Source organism: Haloarchaeobius lipolyticus (assembly GCF_051208015.1).
Classification (GTDB): domain Archaea; phylum Halobacteriota; class Halobacteria; order Halobacteriales; family Natrialbaceae; genus Haloarchaeobius.
In genome coordinates, this window is record NZ_JBPKGF010000001.1 from 485,352 (window position 1) to 503,297 (window position 17,946).

Sequence of the window (17,946 nt, forward strand, 5' to 3'; positions counted from 1 at the left end):
TGCCAGTGCGAGTAAAGTTCACCGTCCATCATGATAAAGATTGGGAGTGGCTCGCACGGACGCGGTTTCGAGGCGACTCCTTCGGCGTCCAGTCAGGCGATGCCGGGCCGACTTCCCTCTCCTACCGACTGGAGCCATAATCGTTACTGGCGGTGGTTCGGTGAGGGTAAACAATCAAGTGACTACGGCACGCAGTGACGGTATCTGGATGGAATCGAGAACAGAGGTACTGGTCGTCGGCGGTGGCTCGACGGGGACCGGCATCGCACGTGACCTGGCGATGCGCGGCCTCGACGTGACCCTCGTCGAACAGGGGAACCTCACCCACGGAACCACCGGCCGGATGCACGGCCTGCTCCACAGCGGTGGCCGGTACGCCGTGGCCGACCAGGCCAGCGCGACCGAATGCATCGAGGAGAACCGCGTCCTCAGGGACATCGCGAGCCACTGTGTCGAGATGACCAGCGGACTGTTCGTCAAGCGGCCCGAGGACTCAGAGGACTACTTCGAAGAGAAACTGCAGGGCTGTCACGACTGCGGCATCCCTGCAGAGGTCCTCTCCGCACGCGAGGCCCGCGAGGTCGAGCCGTACCTCGCGAAGGACATCGACAAGGCCATCGAGGTCCCCGACGGTGCTGTCGACCCGTTCCGCCTCGTCGTCGCGAACGCGCTCTCGGCCGAACAACACGGCGCGCGCATCGAGACACACGCCGAGGTCGTCGACCTGCTCCGCGACGGCGACCGCATCACGGGCGCGCGGGTCAAACACGCGACGGGCCCGGGCAAGCGCGAACACGGTCGCCCCGGACAGACCGAGGAGATCCACGCAGACTACGTCGTGAACGCGACCGGCGCGTGGGCCGGCCACCTCGGCGAGATGGCGGGCGTCGACGTCGAGGTCCGCCCCTCGAAGGGCGTCATGGTCGTCATGAACGTCCGGCAGGTCGACACCGTCGTCAACCGCTGCAAACCGAAAGGCGACGCCGACATCGTCGTCCCCCACGAGACGACCGCCATCCTCGGGACGACCGACGAGGAGGTCAATCAGCCTGAGAACTACCCGGAGGAGGGCTGGGAGGTCGACCTGATGATAGACGAGCTCTCGAAGCTCGTCCCCATCCTCGGAGACGCACGGACCGTCCGGTCGTTCTGGGGCGTCCGCCCGCTGTACGAGCCGCCCGAGACCGGCACGTCGGACCCGACCGACATCACGCGCGACTTCTTCCTGCTCGACCACGAGGACCGCGATGGTCTCGACGGCTTCACCAGCGTCGTCGGCGGGAAGTTCACCACCTACCGGATGATGGCCGAGGACGTGGCCGACCACGTCTGCGACCAGCTCGGCGTCAGGGCGTCCTGCCAGACCGCGGACGTTCCGCTCCCCGGGAGTGAGGACCCGGAACGACTCGACCAGGGGATGAATGCGTACGGGCTCCGGTCGCCGGTCGCCCGCCGGAGCAAGCAGCGCCTCGGTTCGCGTGCGGACGACGTCCTCTCCACGAGCGAGCCGAACCCGGTCCTCTGCGAGTGCGAAGCCGTCACCCGCGCCGAGGTGCAGGACGCCATCTCCCAGTCCGGAACTGACCTCAACGCGGTCCGCATCCGGACCCGCGCCTCGATGGGCAACTGCCAGGGCGGGTTCTGCTGTCACCGGCTCGCGAACGAACTCCACCCCGACCACGACTCACGTAAGGCCGTCGATGCCTTCGACGAACTCTGGCAGGAGCGCTGGAAGGGCGAACGACACGCCCTCTGGGGCGAACAGCTCCAGCAGGCGATGGTCAACCACGCGCTCCACGGTGCGACGTGGAACCGGGGGCACGACCACCGGAGCGGTGGTAGTGACAGAGCCGACGATGACACTGACGGAAGCGCAATCGACTGGGACGCCTTCGGAACCAATCCGTCTGGTTCGACCTCGGGAGGTGCCGACTGATGCTCGACACAGACGTTCTCGTCGTCGGGGGCGGGCTCGCCGGCTCGACTGCCGCGCTCGCCGCTGCAGAGACGGGCGCCAAGGTCCGACTCGTCTCCGCGAACGAGAGCACGCTCCGGCAGGCGTCCGGCCTCGCCGACTGCCTCGGTTACGTCGACGACGACCTGGTGGCCGACCCCTTCGAACACGTCGACGAACTGCCCGACGACCATCCGTACCGCGTCGTCGGAACGGACGCCATTCGCGCAGGATTCGACCTGTTCGACGCGGTCACCGGAGACATGTACGGTGGCGACGACCGGAACGTCCTCGTTCCGACCACACAGGGGACGGTCAAGCCGACCGCTCGCTACCCGAGAACGGTCGAGCCCGGCATCGTCGGTGACGGTCAGGAGACGCTGCTCGTCAGCTTCACCAGCGACATCGACTTCGACGCACCACTCGCCGCCGCCTCGCTCGACGAGACGGTTCCGGGAACCGTCCGTGGCGTCGAACTCGAGTTCCCCGTCGACCTGCGCGACGACGTCGAACTGACGCGGATCGCGAAGCTCCTCGCCGAGGATGGCGGCGTCCGCGGCGACCTGGCGCGCACCGTCGAACCGCATCTCGGAGACGCGGATCGCGTCGGGTTCGCCGCCGTGCTCGGCCGCGAACCAGGTGAACCGGCGGAGGTCAAGCGGTCGCTGTCGAAGGCACTGGGAGTCCCCGTCTTCGAACTACCCGGAGCACCACCGAGCCTACCGGGCGTCCGACTCCGTGACCGGTTCCGGGCCGCACTCGATGACGCCGGCGTCGAGGTGACGACCGGCTGTCCGATGGTCGGCTTCGAAGCTGCCGAGGCCAGCACTGACGAGGGGAGACGCATCTCGGTCGTCGAGATGGACCGAAAGGGCGCGACCATCCCCCACGCACCGGAACAGGTCGTCCTCGCGACCGGCGGTCTGGTCGGTGGGGGAATCGAGACCGACCGCGAGTCGGTCCGCGAACCGCTGTTCGACCTCCCCGTTCACCACCCCGACGACCGGTACGACTGGGCCGAGGCTGCCGCCTTCGGCGACCACGCGTTCCCCCGGTTCGGGGTCCGAATCGACGAGGACGGCCGACCGCTCGACGAGTCCGGGTCGGTCGTCTACGAGAACGTTCGCGCCGCCGGCAGCGTCGTCGCCGGCGCGGATTTCGCCGCGGAGTGTTCCGGCAGCGGCATCTCGCTCGCGACCGGCTGGCTCGCCGGCGCGCGGGCAGGAGGCACCCTATGAGTACCGACGATACCAGCACAGACGACGAGTTCGAACCGATACAGGTCTTCCCCGAGGGCGAAGCCGACCTCCGTCCCGGGGCCGACAGCTGCTACAAGTGCTCGACGTGCGATACCTCGTGCCCCGTCGCCGAGGTCGACGACGAGTTCCCGGGTCCCAAGTTCCAGGGTCCCGAGCAGTGGCGGCTCAAGCGCAAGGAGGACGAAGCGGTCGACCCCTCCATCATGAAGTGCTCCAACTGCATGCGCTGTGACGGGGCCTGCCCGACCGACGTCCCGCTCAGCCAGATGCACAACACCGCTCGGGCCGAGTACGTCGACGAGGAACTGTCGACGTTCTCCCGAGAGTACGTTCGGAACAAGATACTCGCGAACTACGGCCGTCTGGGCAAGCTCGGCTCGACGTTCCCCCGCCTGACCAACGCCATCATGGGGAACTCGCTCGTCCAGAAACTCAACGAGAAACTGCTCGGTATCACCGCAGAACGTGACTTCCCCGAGTTCGCGACCGAGTCCTTCCGCGAGTGGTTCGCAAAGCGCGGCGGCGCGAAGGTCCAGAGCGAGGAGAAACGCGTCGCCTACTTCCACGGCGACTACGCGAACTACAACACGCCCGAGGTCGGCAAGGCGATGGTCCGCGTGTTCGAGCACTTCGGCTACGAGGTCGCCGTCCCGGAACAGCGCTGCTCAGGCACGCCGATGTTCGCGAACGGGATGCTCGACGACGCCCACCGCGCCGCGAAGTTCAACGTCGAGACGTTCGCCGAGCTCGTCGACGACGGCTACGACGTCATCTGTTCCTGCACGTCGTGCTCTATGGCCCTCCGTCAGGAGTACCCCGAGCTGTTCGACTTCGACGACACGGAGCGAGTCGCCGCGAACACCTACGACGCCGTCGAGTACCTGCGCACCTTCGAGGACCTCGAAGAGGAGCTCGCAGCGGCCGAGCCTGGCAAGCAGGACGACTACGCCTACCACGCCCCGTGCCACGCGCGGAACCAGGGTCTCGACGGCCAGACCGTCGAAGTGCTGGGCAACGTCGACGGCGTCGACGCCCACGACGTGGGGGAGTCCTGTTCCGGCATCTCCGGGACCTACGGCTGGAAGGAGGAGAACTACGAGAACTCGATGGCCATCGGCGAGGAGATGTTCGAGCACATGGAAGACGCCGACGCCGAGACCGGGCTGACCGAGTGTCCGACGTGCGCCATGCAGATGGAACACGGCAGTGGACAGGAGGTTCGGCACACGTTGGAGGTAGTCGAAGAAACAGTAGTAGCGAAAGAGTAGTCTCAATCCCATCCTTTTTTAGCCTGAACCGGAAATTTAAGTGTCCCGCTCGTAATCATTGCTCTGAAGACTGACCAAGTGTTTGAGCACTTGGGAGCTAGCATAACTTGGACGTCGAACAGTATTCGTAGTACCTGATATCGAGTGAATGTACCGACAACACCGGAAAGCTCTAACAACGCCCTGCCGATATTCCCTATGTTCGATAAGAACCAGTATTGGAGTCACTGAGCAAGATGAAGAGTGGTGAGTTTCCTCCGATGTCACTGAACTATTCCGCTACCAAGGAACCCAACGGGGTTGAGATCACGGACAACATCAAGCAGCGGAAGCTCCAGATTTACTCGGACAGAGAGGTAACTCCAACCCCGACGAATTCTCAGCTCTTCGAATTTCCGGTGGATGCTGCGTTCACGATCGAAGCCAGAAAACTATCGATGAACCGTTCGGATGAAGTATACATTCGCAGTATGGATGGAGAGTTTGACGGCCCTATCGGTGGCCGTCAAACGGTCAGCCTCAAGAAGAATACATATAGCTTCGACATCAGTTCGCCGGTAAAGATATATTTGAAATTTACCGGAGCTCCGACGATCATAAAGGGGACGGGCTCTCTTCAGGTTACCTTTCCCGAGCGTACGTCGGTCGTGTTTGGCGTACGGACGTATCATAAACACCCCTCCGGCACAGTTACCACAACGTCCCATCCGGAGGACATGATGGCAGCGATCAATACACTACCATCTGCTCTTAAAACGATGAGTTGTGAACGGTCGTATCCGACACTTAGAGGATATCCACCATTGATACAAATTGGAGAGGAGCTGAATATACCCGACGACCTCGTCGCTCCAGAGACAGGTCTGGTATTCGAAGTCCCCCGGAAGCTATCCTACATATACACCGCTGCCCCGCTCGCTTTTTATCTAGGAGCGGAACTGGTCCCCGGTAAGTCCCCAAAGCTGGTTACTCCGGACTTTACCTACGATTTCGAAGATGGTGAGTGGTTCGAAGACAGCGTCGCGAAGCTCCTTCAAAAGGTACTATTTCTTGACTGTGTCGTTCGGACGATTGGTATTCATCAAGTAGAATTGTATGAGCGGAAGAAAATAGAACAAAAACTGCCGTTCGAAGTTGAAGAGGCGTATGATATCCCGTTATCGGATCAGTTCAAGCTGTATACAGCGGTTGACTTTGAAGATATCCGTCCGTATCTCCCACGGTGGTGTCTTACTGCATACCTACCCGATGTGCCAGAAAGCGCGGAAGCGATTCCACACATCGTGAACGACCTTGGTATCGTCCGTGAAACTAAAGCGTCGACCAGGACCATATCACGAGCCGTATCTGACGCACCCAAACGGTTCATGGAGTCTGGGGTCGAATCTTGCAGGTCGAGTGATGAGCCAGTAGAAATGACGATTGCTGAGCCGGTTAGAAAGGATACGTCCATCGAACACGCCTGGTTCGGTAATCAAATCCCCCTGGGGGCGTCTAAAGCATCTGTCGATTCGTTTGATCATCAATTGAGTCAGCGAAACAGAAATGAGTCCATCGACATCACGGTCATCTGTAATGACCCGCATATGGTTGACGAGCAGCATACACTGGACAACGTGTATGGGGATAGAGAAGACCAACCGTACAACGTCGACTCCTATTTTGGAGTCTCGAGAGATGAACTCGAAAGTATCCTCGTAGAGGATTCATGCGACTTCCTTCATTATATCGGACATGCAACTCCCGAAGGGCTCCGATGTAACGATGGTAAATTAGACATAAGAGAACTTTCGAATATCGGTGTCAACGTTTTCCTATTGAATGCGTGCCGCTCTTTCGAGCAGGCGGAAGCACTCATCGAGAAGGGGTCGTTCGGTGGCGTTGCAACACTCGGTGACGTGGTCAATGAACAAGCAATAGAGATTGGACAAGCTGCCGCTCACCTGCTCAATCTCGGATTCCCACTCCGTGCTGCTGCAGAACTGATTCATCAACATCATAGTATCGGAGAGCAGTACCTCATCGTCGGAGATGGATCGGTCGATATCGTTCAGACAGACAGTGGTGTTCCGATAGTCAATCAAGTGAACCAAATCGACGACGAACGATACGAATTAACTATCTCGTCATTCCCAACCAAGAAGTTCCAGCTCGGATCTCGTGCAACTCCTTCGCTGGAAGGGGTGAACGAATATTTCTTGCTACCTGGCCCGATGAAGGCGTTCGAGGTCTCTCGAGAGGAGTTGGTTGAATACTTGACGTGGACGATGTACCCATTCGAGATTAACGGTAGAATCAAATGGAACGATACTCTTGGTATCGTGGATTTGTGAGAATTAGAAATCCGATCGGCGATCACGTGCTAAATTGTAACTTTACGGTCCTGCGCTGCCATCTGCCGCGATGACCGGACTCGCCTGCATGAGCAGGAGGCCGATCATGAACAGGACGCCGATCATTCGCGGGTGGTCTGCCAGGTAGTTCTTCAGCGTGTTGTTGTCTTGCATGACAATAGCGACGATGAGGGGCACTACCATCAAATTATCTTAATGTTTCTTATAGAATAAAACGATTTTTAATTATTTGAGAGAACGTACGTGTTCAGAGAACATTATTCTCGGGACGCATGTCTACATCTTCATCATTGATGTTGCATATGTCGGGAGGAAATCACCAATAATTATTTCAAATGTCCAACTCCTTCTTTCAGACTCATTGACATCCGGTCTAGGGAACAAACAGGAGCTGGCTATGCGTACTCCAGGTCGTCGGTCACGAAGTCGACGCCGATGACGAGCACGGCGCCGACGAGCGCGATGACCGCGACCGCAGCCATGCTCTCCGTGGATGAGAGCGCTCCCTCCTCGGTGATCGTCGTCATCGGGAGCCGGAGACCCCCCACCATCAGACTCACGAGGAACGTCAGGGTGGCCTCCCTGTAGTGCTCGAACGCCCACTTGACCGCGCGCGACATGGAGAGAAGCCCGACGACTGCACCCAGGCAAAAGACGACGACGACCCCGACAGAGTCGAGTACCGGCTGGAGGTCGCCGCCACTGACGAACGAGAGCAAGCCGTTCGTGAACCGCTTGAGCGTCCCCGTCATGAACTCGTACTGCTGGAGGACGTAGAGGAAGAACGACCCCGAGACGCCAGGGAGGATCATCGCACAGATGGCGATCATCCCTGACGCGAAGATGACCGGGTACGTGTGACCCAGCGTGCTCGCTGGGACCATCGTGATACCTGCAGCGAGAACGATTCCGAGAATCGCGACGGCCATCCGACCAGGAGTCGTGATGTCTACCTCGCCATAGAGCACGAGCGCCGAAGCCGCGATGAGCCCGAAGAAGAACGCGGCCATCAGGGCGGGGTAGTTCTGGAGCGCATCGTGGAGGACCCGCGAGAGCGTGACCACCGCCGTCACGATACCGAGACCGAGAGCGACGAGGAACGGCGCGTCTACCTCCTCGAGTACGGTCACGAAGCCATCGCGGCCCGAGAACAGCTCTCGGACGAGGCCAGCGTCGACGGCCGTGATGGCCCCGATCAATCGCTCGTAGATGCCAGTTATGAGCGCGATGGTTCCGCCGGAGACGCCGGGGACGGTATCCGCCGCGCCCATCAGAAATCCCTTCAGGTAGACCGAGAGTGCCTCACGCATCGCTCTGTGGTAACCGTGGCGTCCGGAAAACGATTCCCCTTCGATGATAGGGTGTGGAGCGGTTCGAGGTGCCGGCGTATCCGCGAAGAGCGGAGAGTGTCGTTCCGTCGACTACCCCGCTCGTGCGTACAGTTCCGTCATCGATGCGCTCTCACTCGTCGTGGTCGCGGTCGTCGTCGAGTCCGACGTGCTCGATGTGGTCGTCGTGGCCGTCGTGTTCGAGGAATCCGAGGAGTTCGTCGTGTCAGAGCCGTCGGACGTGTTGGAGCCGTCCGGTGACTCGGTCGAGTTCTGCGAGTCGTCTCCGGCGGTGAACTCCACGGTGATGGGCTCACCGTCTTCGGTCATGATCGCGGACTCGGAAACAGCCGCCGTCGCGGTCTGGTTCGATCCTTCGACGGTAATGGTGTACTCACCAGTGGCCGTGACGGCCGAGTTGGTCCCACCCTGCTCGACAGAGACGGAGTCGTCGGTCGCGTACGGGACGGTTATCTCGAAGTTACCGGACGCGTCGGTCTGGACCGTCTGCGTGTAGTTGAACGAGCGTCCGAGCGTCGACGAGTTGAGCGGGACGGTCGCCGTCACGTTCGTCGGCTCCGAGACGTCGACTTGGCCCGTGATGGTCGCGCCGGGCACGCGCTCGTACGTCTTGACCGTCGACTCGACGGACAGGTCGTAGACGTGCGTCTGGTTACTGATCTGGTACTGGAAGTACTGCTGGACGCTCATCGGCCGGTTGACGAAGTTCGTCGCCTGAATCTGCCCTTGCCGCTGGACTGCGACGGAGGCGATGGCGACCTGCTGGGGTGCCTCGTGAACGAGCCGGTAGTGCTCGAGGCCCTCCGCGTCACCGTAGTAGAGCTTCGACAGCATCGTCTGGTCGTACTTGTCGGTGGTCGACGGTAGCACGACCGACTGATTGTTGATCTGCTTTTGCTCCTGACCGAAGTAGGCCTGCGGTCCGGGACCGGTCCAGGTGGCGATGGCACCGAACTTCGAACTCGCCATCTGGTAGTCGATCATCACGTACCGGGTGTCCTCGCCGGCCTGTTGCTCGTTCTGCTGGTCGACGAACTGCTGGAGTTCGTCGTTCGAAAGCTGGTCGATGGGCTTCTCGCGCTGATCGATAGTCGGGAGCGCTTCGAGCAGCAGTTCGCCGCGCGTCTCGTTCTCCGCGAGGAGATACTGCGATGCGAACTTCGCGTTGTGCTGGAACGGGTTTGCGACCGGCACGCGCTCACCCTTTACCGTAATCCAGTGGCCGTAGTCCCACCACGAGATGACGCCGTACGCGCCCTCGGGGTAGGCGAAGTCCTCCTGGTTGTCGTATCGGCCGTAATACGGGAGCTCGTTGTTCGCGCCCCCGTACTTGCCCGGCTCGGGTGTGTTCTCCTGCAGCCACTCGGTACTGGAGTTCCAGTTGAGAACCCCACCGGGGCTCATCCCTTCCGCCTGCCTGTCCACCGTCGTCGAAGTCATCGCGAGCACCGGGGTGAGCGGCATCACGATGAGCATCAGGACTGCGATGACCGACATGACCTGATAGGGCTCGACGTCGATGTCGTCGGTCGAGATGTTGGCGAGTCCGATGAACCGGACGATACGACCGACGAACCAGCCGTTGAGGACCGCGACGGTCACGGCGAGGTAGTAGTTGAACCGGATCTGCGTCAGTGCCATCAGCAGGATGAACACCGACCAGACGACGACGAACAGGTATTCGACGCGGTAGTCGTTCTTGAAGTAGAGATACCCGACCATCCAGACGAGTGCGGCGGCAGCGACCACGTAGGTCATCCCGTACTGCGCACCGAAGAACTGCGTCGCCGTCGAGAAGAACGGTTCACCGGCGCCGACGACCGCCTGCGCCTCTCCGATGGTGAGCGTCGTGTCGCTCTGGGAGAGTGCGATGGTCCGTTCGATGTTCCGGACGATAACGCCGAACGCCCTCGGCGAGACGAGCTTGAGGAGGAGTAGCCCGGCCGTGAGCAGAGACGTCACCGCGAGCGCGTAGGACGCGCCCCTGTCTCGGAGGCCCTCTCGGGCGTAGACCAACGCCGCGACGAGTCCGCCGAAGACGAGGATGAGTGCGAACGGGAGGTCGAGGAACGGGTAGCCGACGACGGGCGCGAAGAGGATGCCGACGAGGAGAACCGCGAACAGTGCGCCGGAGCCTTTGAGCAGGTCAGCTGCATCGTACTCGTTCCACTTACGGGCGAGCCCAGCGAGGAACGCACAGCCCGCAGCGAGACCGAACGCGAGTCCGACCTGTAGCGGTGAGATCGAGGTGACGCCGAGACTGAGCTGGTCTATCTGGACCAGCGTGACCAGCCCGGCGACGGCGCCGATCACGACACCACTGTATGCGACGTGCTCCGGGCTCCGGCCGGCGACGTACTCGAAGATGAGGGCTATCGTGTAGAAGACGCCGAGCAGACCGACGATGACGACCGCCGGCGGCCAGACCCACATGTAGAGGCCGACGGCCAGACCGGCGAGTGCGGCCCACTTCGTCGGTTCGCGCAGGCCGTCGAAGTCGCGGTCGACGACGAGTTCGTAGATGGGCTTCTCACGTTCAGCGGAACGGAGCGCCACCATGACGCCGAGCACTGCGAGTGCCTGGAACAGGACTTCTGCGACGTGGTGGTCGGAGAAGCCCGCCGTACTACGACGGAGGAAGACTCCCGGAAGGAGAGCGAGGACGAGGGCTGCGGTGAGGCCGCCGGCCCGTCCCGCGAGTCGCTTCCCGATGAAGTACGTGGGGATGGCGACGAGCATTCCGAACACGGCCGGGGCGACCAGCAGGGTCATCCCGATGGTCTGTTGGTCTGGGCTGCCGAGGCCGACGACGAGCGCCGCCGTCGCGACCAGCTGATCGAACAGCGTCCCGAACTGATCGGCCCTCACTCCGGTCGGGAACTCCGAGTAGACGTCGTACGGCATCGTCCACGGCCAGTTCCGGACCGTCCACGACACCTGTCTGTAGTGGTACCAGGCGTCGTTACCGGCGAAGAAGATCTCACCACCCCGCGTGAACTTATCGAGGGGCTTCAGCCGAATCCACAGCATGAACGCCAGTATCAGACTCAGAACTGGGACGTGATACCAGCGTTTGAACAGCGCCAGCACGGAGTCCGAACTCACCGATTCGGACTCCGACTGCTCGCTAGTCGACGTACTCATTGTACGGGAAAAGCCCGAACCCACGAATAAGCCTTGTGTAATCGGTCCACACGCGGACAGCTTCTCTCTCCTCGCTTTCAAAACCCTTATTCGACGTACCACGGTTGTAGCGAGCAATGAAAGTCTCCGTCGTCATCTGTACGTACCCGACGGACCGGTACGAATACTTCTCCGAAGCGGTCGAAAGTGTTCTGAACCAGACATACGGCGACCTCGAGGTCGTCCTCGTCATCGACGGCAACGAGAAGGTCCACGAGTGGGCCGTCGAAGAGTTCGGCGACGTCGAGAACATCAGGATCCACTGCAACGAGGAGAATCGCGGTATCTCGTATTCGCGTACGAAGGGCGCAGAGCTGGCGGAGGGCGACATCGTCGCGATGATCGACGACGACGCCGTCGCCGAGGAGGACTGGATCGAGACGCTGGTCGAGACGTACGAGAACACCGACGCGTTAGCTGTTGGGGGTGACGTCCGCCCGGATTGGCAGGTGGAGAAACCGGATTTCTTCCCCGACGAGTTCTACTGGCTCGTCGGCTGCGTCGAGCCAGGGTTTGCGGAAGACGGGGAAGAGGTCCGGAACACCTACGGGTCGAACATCTCCTACCGTCGTGACGTCTTCTTAAACGTCGGCGGGTACGACCCGAACACGGGTCGGAAGGGCGAGAAACACCTTCAGGCGCACGAAGCCCCCGCCGGAATACGGATGTTAGAGGAGTACGGGAGAGGGATGGTGTTCGTGGAGGACGCCGTCGTCCACCACAAACTCTTCGACTACAGGGGTGACTACCGGTGGCTGGTCAGCCGGTCGTTCTGGCAAGGATACTCGAAGCGAGTCATGGATCTGCTGTACCCGAACGCACCCGACGACAAGAGCGCGTACCTGAACCGGCTTCTGACGCACTTCGTGCCAAAGCGTTTGGTCGAACTCGTTCGGTCCCCGTCGATGCCGAAGGTGAAACAGCTTGTCACGATCTTCGTCTTCACTGCTGTCGTCGGACTCGGCTACCTGTACGCAATGCTGACGCCGAACGTCGTCGAGAAGGCGAATGCGTGACGGCGAGGAGTACGCTCGATACGCGAATATGACGCTGAACCTGTTGGAGAATTCCGCGTCGTCTTGTCGTCTTAGTTCTGCGCCTGCGCCCCTACTTCCTCCTCAAGCCGTCGTTCGGCTTCGTCTCTATCTTCGGGGTACCCGACGTCGACGCGCCAGCCATCGAGGGCAATCGCGTCGATGGTCCGACCGCTCTCGATGAGCAGGTCGATGGCCTCGGAAATCTCGTACTCCCCCCTGTTCGACGGTTGGACCAGTTTACACGCGTGGAAGATGGCGGGTGAGAAGGTGTAGAACCCTGTCATCACCAGATTCGACGGTGGCTCCTCTGGTTTCTCCACGACATCGATTATCTCTCCGTAGTCGTTCGTCACACAGACACCGTAGCGGCTCGCTTCCTCGTACGGAACCTCCTCGACGAGGAAAGCTGCGTCAGCACGGTCTTCGCGCTGTCGACGAACGACGTCGGCTAGGTTCGCACGGAACACGTTGTCTCCCAGCATCAACATGAAGTCGTCGTCGACGTGTTCCTCGGTAGAGAGCAGAGCATGCGCGAGGCCGTTCTGTTCTCGCTGGTGGCAGTACGTGATTGGCACTCCCTGGAACTCGTCTCCGTAGTGGCTGATGATGTCCTGTTTTCGGTAGCCGACGACAACGACGAGCTTCTCGGCCCCCAGCTCGACGAGCTGTTCGAAACAGTGCGTGAGAATCGGCTTTCCGGCGACCTCGACCATCCCCTTCGGTTTGTTCTCGGTGAGGGGCCTGAGTCGGGTTCCCTCGCCCGCTGCGAGAACTACTGCATCCATGACCCACCGTTACTCCCACGGTGGTAAATATCTTCAGACAGACTCGCTCGACGAGTCGAGTCGCTACGAGAGATAGAACTCGACTGTCCGCTCGAGGCCAGTTTCGAAGTCGTACCGCGGTTCCCAGCCGAGCGCCTCCACTTTCGCCGTGTCGAGTGCGTAACGTTGATCGTGTCCTGGTCGGTCGTCGACGAACTCGATGAGGTCGGCATCGGCACCGATGGCGTCGAGGATGTTCTCGGTCACCTCGAGATTGGAGAGCTCGATACCGCTCCCGACGTTGTACACCTCCCCGATGTCTCCATCTTCGAGGACACGAAGCAGTGCGCGACAGTTGTCCTCGACGTAAATCCACTCTCTGACATTGGACCCGTCGCCGTACACGGGGAGCGTTTCGCCGGCCGCCGCCCGTGTGAGGAACTTCGGAATGAGTTTCTCCTCGTGCTGACGGGGACCGAAGTTGTTGGACGATCGGGTTATAAGAACTGGAAGATCGTGAGTCGTGTAGTAACTTTGTGCGAGAAGGTCGGCACCGGCTTTCGTTGCGGAGTATGGGTTGCGTGGGTTCACCGGATCGTCCTCCGAGAACGTCCCATCGAGTATCTGGCCGTACACCTCGTCAGTCGATATCTGGAGGAAGCGGTCCACCTCCTCTGAGAGCGCGGCATCGAGTAGGGCGCGTGTACCCTGGACGTTCGTGGACACGAACGGCTCGGAGCCGGCCACGGACCGATCGACGTGGGATTCTGCGGCGAAGTTCACCACTGCGTCGACGCCCGACACGAGTTCCCCGACGAGTTCATCGTTGCAGATGTCGCCTTCGACGAACTCGTGTCGTGGGTCGTCGAGAACGCCCTCGAGGTTCGACTTCGACCCTGCGTACGTCAGCGCGTCCAGCGTTGTCACCTCGTGGTCGGTCTCGTCGAGGACCAGATGAACGAAGTTCGAACCGATGAACCCGGCGCCGCCTGTGACCAGCAATCGCATATGGGCAGAATCGACCCCGGACGGTCAATTAGCTTTCGCCCTACGACCGGTACTGCTCGGCGTTTTCGAGGAAGAACTCGCGTTCTTCTTCATCGAGATCTTGGAACCGGAGGACAGTCTCGCACGTGACACCGGGACATTTCATCACCCGGTGACGCTCGAGCTCGTTTGCTGCCACGACGGTCCCACAGTTCGAACAGATGTGCGTGATGATTCTCATTATCAGAGCTTCAGGTTGGAGTTCTCACCGACGACCAGGCGCCGTCCTTCTGGGAGAAGATCGTCCGCGCTACCGACCGTGACACCCCTTCCGAGCAGACTGTCCACTATCTTACCCGACGTCGAGATGGTCGAGTCACCGATGACGACGCTGTTCTCGATGTGCGTCCCGGACACCGTGGTGTTCGGCCCGATAGACGTATACGGACCGACGTAGGTTCCGTCTTCGACGACGGAACCCGATGCAATAGAGACCGGTCCGCGGACGACTGCGCCGTCTTCGATGGTGGCGGACTCGTGGAGGTCGACGTGCCCACGAACCTCTGCGCCGGACTCGACGGTGCCCGCCAGCGAACCAGGACCGCTCTCGAGGACAAGTCGGTTCGCGTCGAGGATGTCGTCCGGCTTCCCGGTGTCCTTCCACCAGCCTTCGACCACGTGCGAATCTATCGGCCGTCCACGGTCGAGTAGGCCCTGGATGGCGTCCGTGATCTCCAGTTCACCCCGCCACGATGGTTCGAGATCGTCGATCACCTCGAACACTTCGCTCGAGAAGACGTAGATGCCGACCAGTGCGAGGTCGCTGGGTGGGTCGTCCGGCTTCTCTACCAGTTCCTGAACGTTGCCCTCATCGTCGACGACTGCGACACCGAACGCGCGCGGGTCGCCGACGCGCTGGAGCGCGATTCCGGCACCGTACTCACCAGATTCGAAGCTCTCGAGCAGGTCCGAGACCCCGTGCTTCAACATGTTGTCTCCCAGATACATGGCGAAGTCGTCGTCGCCGACGAAGTCCTTCGCACAGCCTGCCGCATGTGCGAGACCTAGCGGGTTCCCCTGGACGATGTAGGTGATCTCTACCCCGAATTCCGAGCCATCTCCCAGGAACTCCTGTATCTCTTCACGGCCTACGTTTCCGAGAACGACACCGATCTCGGTCACACCAGCCTCTCTGAGATCTTCGATGGCGTACTGTAATACCGGCTTGTTCGCGACCGGTATCAACTGCTTCGGTCCGGTGTGCGTGATCGGTCGAAGGCGAGTTCCTTTCCCGCCTGAGAGAATTATTCCTTTCATCTCGCACCCCGACAATTCCTGTCGTCGTTGGTCTGCCACGGCACCGGCGACGCCGGACCGTGCGAGCGACACAGCATATCCGCAGGTGTGGTGGGACTGGTAATCGGTCTTTCGGTCACTAGAGTAGTGTGTCGTACGTCGATTCGAGCTGTGGCGCGAGCACGGAGATGTCGTGGCGTCGTTCCATGTTCGTCCGGCCACGTTCGCCGAACTCCGCGAGTACGCCTGGGTCCGACCTGAACTCGTTCAGTTTTCGGACCAGCCCATCCACGTCTCGCTCCGGTGCCAGCTTGCCGGAGACGCCATCTTCGACCACGTACGGGATGTCTGCATGCGTGGTCGCGACGACCGGTTTCCCCGCAGCCTGGGCCTCTAGCAGGACGGTCGGAGCCCCACCTTCGGAGTCACCGGATTTCCCAGTGCGACTCGGTGCGAGCAGCAGGTCGCACGAATGGATCTCTTTCACGTACTCATCGTAATCGAGGTAGCCCGTGAACGTGACCTTCTCACGCACACCTTCGGCCCCTGCAATCGCTTCCAGGTCCTCCTGCTTCACCTCCCGTGCGTCTCCACCAACGATTCTGAGTTCCGCATCCGGTTCGTCTCCGAACGCCCTGGCGAACGCGCGGATACCGTCCGGCATCCCCTTCTTGTCCACGAACCGTCCGACCATCAGAACTCGCCAATCGGGATCGCTGTCCGGGTATGAAGGCTTGATCCGATCTACGTCTATCGCTATCCGCTGTATGCCTATCTTCCGGGGGGGACAGCCGAGGTTGACCAATTTCTCCTTCATCGCTGGCCCCTCGACGAGGAAGCGGTCGCCTTCCGCGAACAATGTCCGGTACTTCTTCCGGTAGTCCCCAGTGTAGAGCCGCTTCGCCCGCTCTTTCAGGGTCGTATCCGGGCTCACCAGCTCGGATGTATCGTACCCGTAGAACGTGGTGACGAGCGGCCGGTCCTCGACGACGTGCTGCAGGTGCCAGCCCATCGGTCCGAAGTGTGCATGGACGACGTCCGGGTCTTCCCGGTCGAGCACCCGTTCGAAGTACGGATAGCCGAGTTTTGCCACGTGTCCGAACGCGTCGACCGCCAGTGAGGGGTTCGTCCGTATCTCCTCCTGTAACACGTGTCGTGACTCGAAGGGGAACTTCTCGAGGTTCTGTTCGAGGAACGCACAGACGAACGGGTCGTATCGCTCGTGATTGGTCAGATACTGATAGATGAACGTCTCTGTGAGGGGAAGGTAGTACGTACGAAAGTGACCGACTCGGCCATCCATACCGGCGCCTTCAGGGTCGGAGTGCTTCAATGATTTCGTTCTGGGTGTCTGCAGCCATGTCGGGGAACATCGGTATCGAGAGGATGCGCTCGAAGAGAGCTTCAGCGTTCGATACGTCGCCAGCGACGCCTTCGTAGTAGCCGAGGCGCGAGATCGGTGGATAGTGAACGCCGGAGAGGATGTTCTGGTTGGCGAGATGGTCGTAGAGTTCGTTTCTGGTCAGATGGTACTCGTCCTGAATCTGGACCACGAACAGGTGGAACACGTGCTCCTTGCGGTCGTCCCCGCCTCGCCACGTGAGTCCATCGATGTCCTCGATCGCCTCGATGTACTCCTCGGCGACTTCCCTCCGGCTCTCGTTCATCGCCGGGAGTTTCTGAAGCTGGTTGACCCCCATCGCTGCCGAGATCTCACTCATCCGGAAGTTGAACCCGAGCCCGTCCACGTCGTAGCCCCAGTTCTCTTCCTTCTCCTCGGGGGTCTTCGTCTGGTGGTGGTTCCGGAGCTTGAAGATCTTCGCTGCGAGCTCGTCGTCGCTCGTGATGGCCATGCCACCTTCTCCGGTAGTCATGTTCTTGGTTGCGTAGAAACTGAAACAACCGACATCACCGAACGAGCCGACGGGCTGGCCGTCGAGGGTCGCCCCCGGTGCGTGAGCACAGTCTTCGACGACGTCGACGTCGTGTTCGTCGGCGATCGAGAGTATCTCGTACATATCGCACGGGAGACCGTACAGGTGAACCGGAATCACAGTTGTGACGTCGTCACGTTCGTCGAGCACGGACTTGAGTGCCACAGGGTCCATGTTCCCGTTGTCTTTTACGTCGCACAGGACGACGTCACCACCGAGCAAGCGGACGACGTTCGCAGTCGCAGAGAAGGTCATCGCTGGTACGACGACCCTGTCACCGTCCCCGACACCGAGTGCACGGAGTGCGGCGTAGAGTGCCGACGTACAGGAGTTAACTGCGATACCGTGTTCTGCGCCGTGTGCCGAGGCGAACTTCGACTCGAACGTCTCCGTCTGTTGGCCGAGCGTGAGCCAGCCCGAGTCGATGACGCTCCTTATGTCGTCGACGACTTCGTCCCCTGTTATCACTTTGTTCACGTCGTAGAGGGGAATCTGGTCGGTCATGCACGCAGGTGCGGAACTGGCGAAGTTAGTTCTTTCTTTGCCGAATCCGTGCCGACC

Annotated in this window: 14 protein-coding genes; 5 read left to right on the plus strand and 9 right to left on the minus strand. The window is 60.6% G+C overall.

The window, feature by feature from the left end:
- Positions 1-208 precede the first annotated feature (208 nt).
- The 4 genes from glpA (at position 209) to ACSC1Y_RS02655 (ending at position 6,814) form a co-directional block, all read left to right on the plus strand.
- Complete coding sequence (glpA, locus tag ACSC1Y_RS02640) at positions 209-1,936, plus strand: anaerobic glycerol-3-phosphate dehydrogenase subunit GlpA (protein ID WP_435333070.1); 1,728 nt, start codon at positions 209-211, stop codon at positions 1,934-1,936.
- Complete coding sequence (glpB, locus tag ACSC1Y_RS02645; protein WP_435333172.1) at positions 1,933-3,192, plus strand: glycerol-3-phosphate dehydrogenase subunit GlpB; 1,260 nt, start codon at positions 1,933-1,935, stop codon at positions 3,190-3,192. Before glpA ends, glpB begins: the two co-directional genes overlap by 4 nt.
- Positions 3,189-4,481, plus strand: coding sequence for an anaerobic glycerol-3-phosphate dehydrogenase subunit C (locus ACSC1Y_RS02650; protein WP_435333071.1), 1,293 nt, complete (start codon positions 3,189-3,191; stop codon positions 4,479-4,481). The genes glpB and ACSC1Y_RS02650 overlap by 4 nt, the downstream gene beginning before the upstream one ends.
- 236 nt (positions 4,482-4,717) lie before the next feature.
- Positions 4,718-6,814 carry a hypothetical protein gene (locus tag ACSC1Y_RS02655; protein ID WP_435333072.1) on the plus strand — a complete coding sequence of 699 codons (2,097 nt, stop codon included), beginning with the start codon at positions 4,718-4,720 and terminating at the stop codon, positions 6,812-6,814.
- A 42-nt stretch (positions 6,815-6,856) separates the two neighbouring features.
- Here the strand turns inward: ACSC1Y_RS02655 and ACSC1Y_RS02660 are convergent, their stop codons facing one another.
- From ACSC1Y_RS02660 to ACSC1Y_RS02670, 3 genes are all read right to left on the minus strand, one after another.
- Positions 6,857-7,018, minus strand: coding sequence for a DUF7503 family protein (locus ACSC1Y_RS02660; RefSeq protein WP_435333174.1), 162 nt, complete (start codon positions 7,016-7,018; stop codon positions 6,857-6,859).
- 212 nt (positions 7,019-7,230) lie between these two features.
- Complete coding sequence (locus ACSC1Y_RS02665) at positions 7,231-8,145, minus strand: DUF368 domain-containing protein (RefSeq protein ID WP_435333073.1); 915 nt, start codon at positions 8,143-8,145, stop codon at positions 7,231-7,233.
- Positions 8,146-8,256: 111 nt separating this feature from the next.
- Positions 8,257-11,328 carry an STT3 domain-containing protein gene (locus tag ACSC1Y_RS02670; RefSeq protein WP_435333074.1) on the minus strand — a complete coding sequence of 1,024 codons (3,072 nt, stop codon included), beginning with the start codon at positions 11,326-11,328 and terminating at the stop codon, positions 8,257-8,259.
- A gap of 116 nt (positions 11,329-11,444) precedes the next feature.
- Between ACSC1Y_RS02670 and aglG the strand changes: the two genes are divergently transcribed.
- Positions 11,445-12,383, plus strand: a complete 939-nt coding sequence (gene aglG, locus ACSC1Y_RS02675; RefSeq protein WP_435333075.1) for a glucosyl-dolichyl phosphate glucuronosyltransferase — start codon at positions 11,445-11,447, stop codon at positions 12,381-12,383.
- A 71-nt stretch (positions 12,384-12,454) separates the two neighbouring features.
- On the opposite strand, the gene aglF is transcribed toward aglG, so the two are convergent.
- The 6 genes from aglF to ACSC1Y_RS02705 all read right to left on the minus strand — a co-directional run bounded on the left by aglF (position 12,455) and on the right by ACSC1Y_RS02705 (position 17,889).
- Complete coding sequence (gene aglF, locus ACSC1Y_RS02680) at positions 12,455-13,189, minus strand: UTP--glucose-1-phosphate uridylyltransferase AglF (RefSeq protein ID WP_435333076.1); 735 nt, start codon at positions 13,187-13,189, stop codon at positions 12,455-12,457.
- 63 nt (positions 13,190-13,252) lie between these two features.
- The gene (rfbB, locus tag ACSC1Y_RS02685) at positions 13,253-14,176 is read right to left on the minus strand and encodes a dTDP-glucose 4,6-dehydratase (RefSeq protein ID WP_435333077.1); all 924 of its coding nucleotides are present in this window, start codon (positions 14,174-14,176) and stop codon (positions 13,253-13,255) included.
- Between the two features lie 40 nt (positions 14,177-14,216).
- Positions 14,217-14,396: a hypothetical protein gene (locus ACSC1Y_RS02690; RefSeq protein WP_435333079.1), complete on the minus strand. Its 180-nt coding sequence runs from the start codon at positions 14,394-14,396 to the stop codon at positions 14,217-14,219.
- Positions 14,397-14,398: 2 nt separating this feature from the next.
- The gene (locus tag ACSC1Y_RS02695) at positions 14,399-15,472 is read right to left on the minus strand and encodes a glucose-1-phosphate thymidylyltransferase (protein WP_435333080.1); all 1,074 of its coding nucleotides are present in this window, start codon (positions 15,470-15,472) and stop codon (positions 14,399-14,401) included.
- A 118-nt stretch (positions 15,473-15,590) separates the two neighbouring features.
- Positions 15,591-16,754, minus strand: a complete 1,164-nt coding sequence (locus ACSC1Y_RS02700) for a glycosyltransferase (protein WP_435333081.1) — start codon at positions 16,752-16,754, stop codon at positions 15,591-15,593.
- 10 nt (positions 16,755-16,764) lie between these two features.
- A complete protein-coding gene (locus ACSC1Y_RS02705; protein WP_435333082.1) occupies positions 16,765-17,889 on the minus strand; it encodes a DegT/DnrJ/EryC1/StrS family aminotransferase in 1,125 nt (374 codons plus the stop codon).
- Between the last annotated feature and the right edge of the window lie 57 nt (positions 17,890-17,946).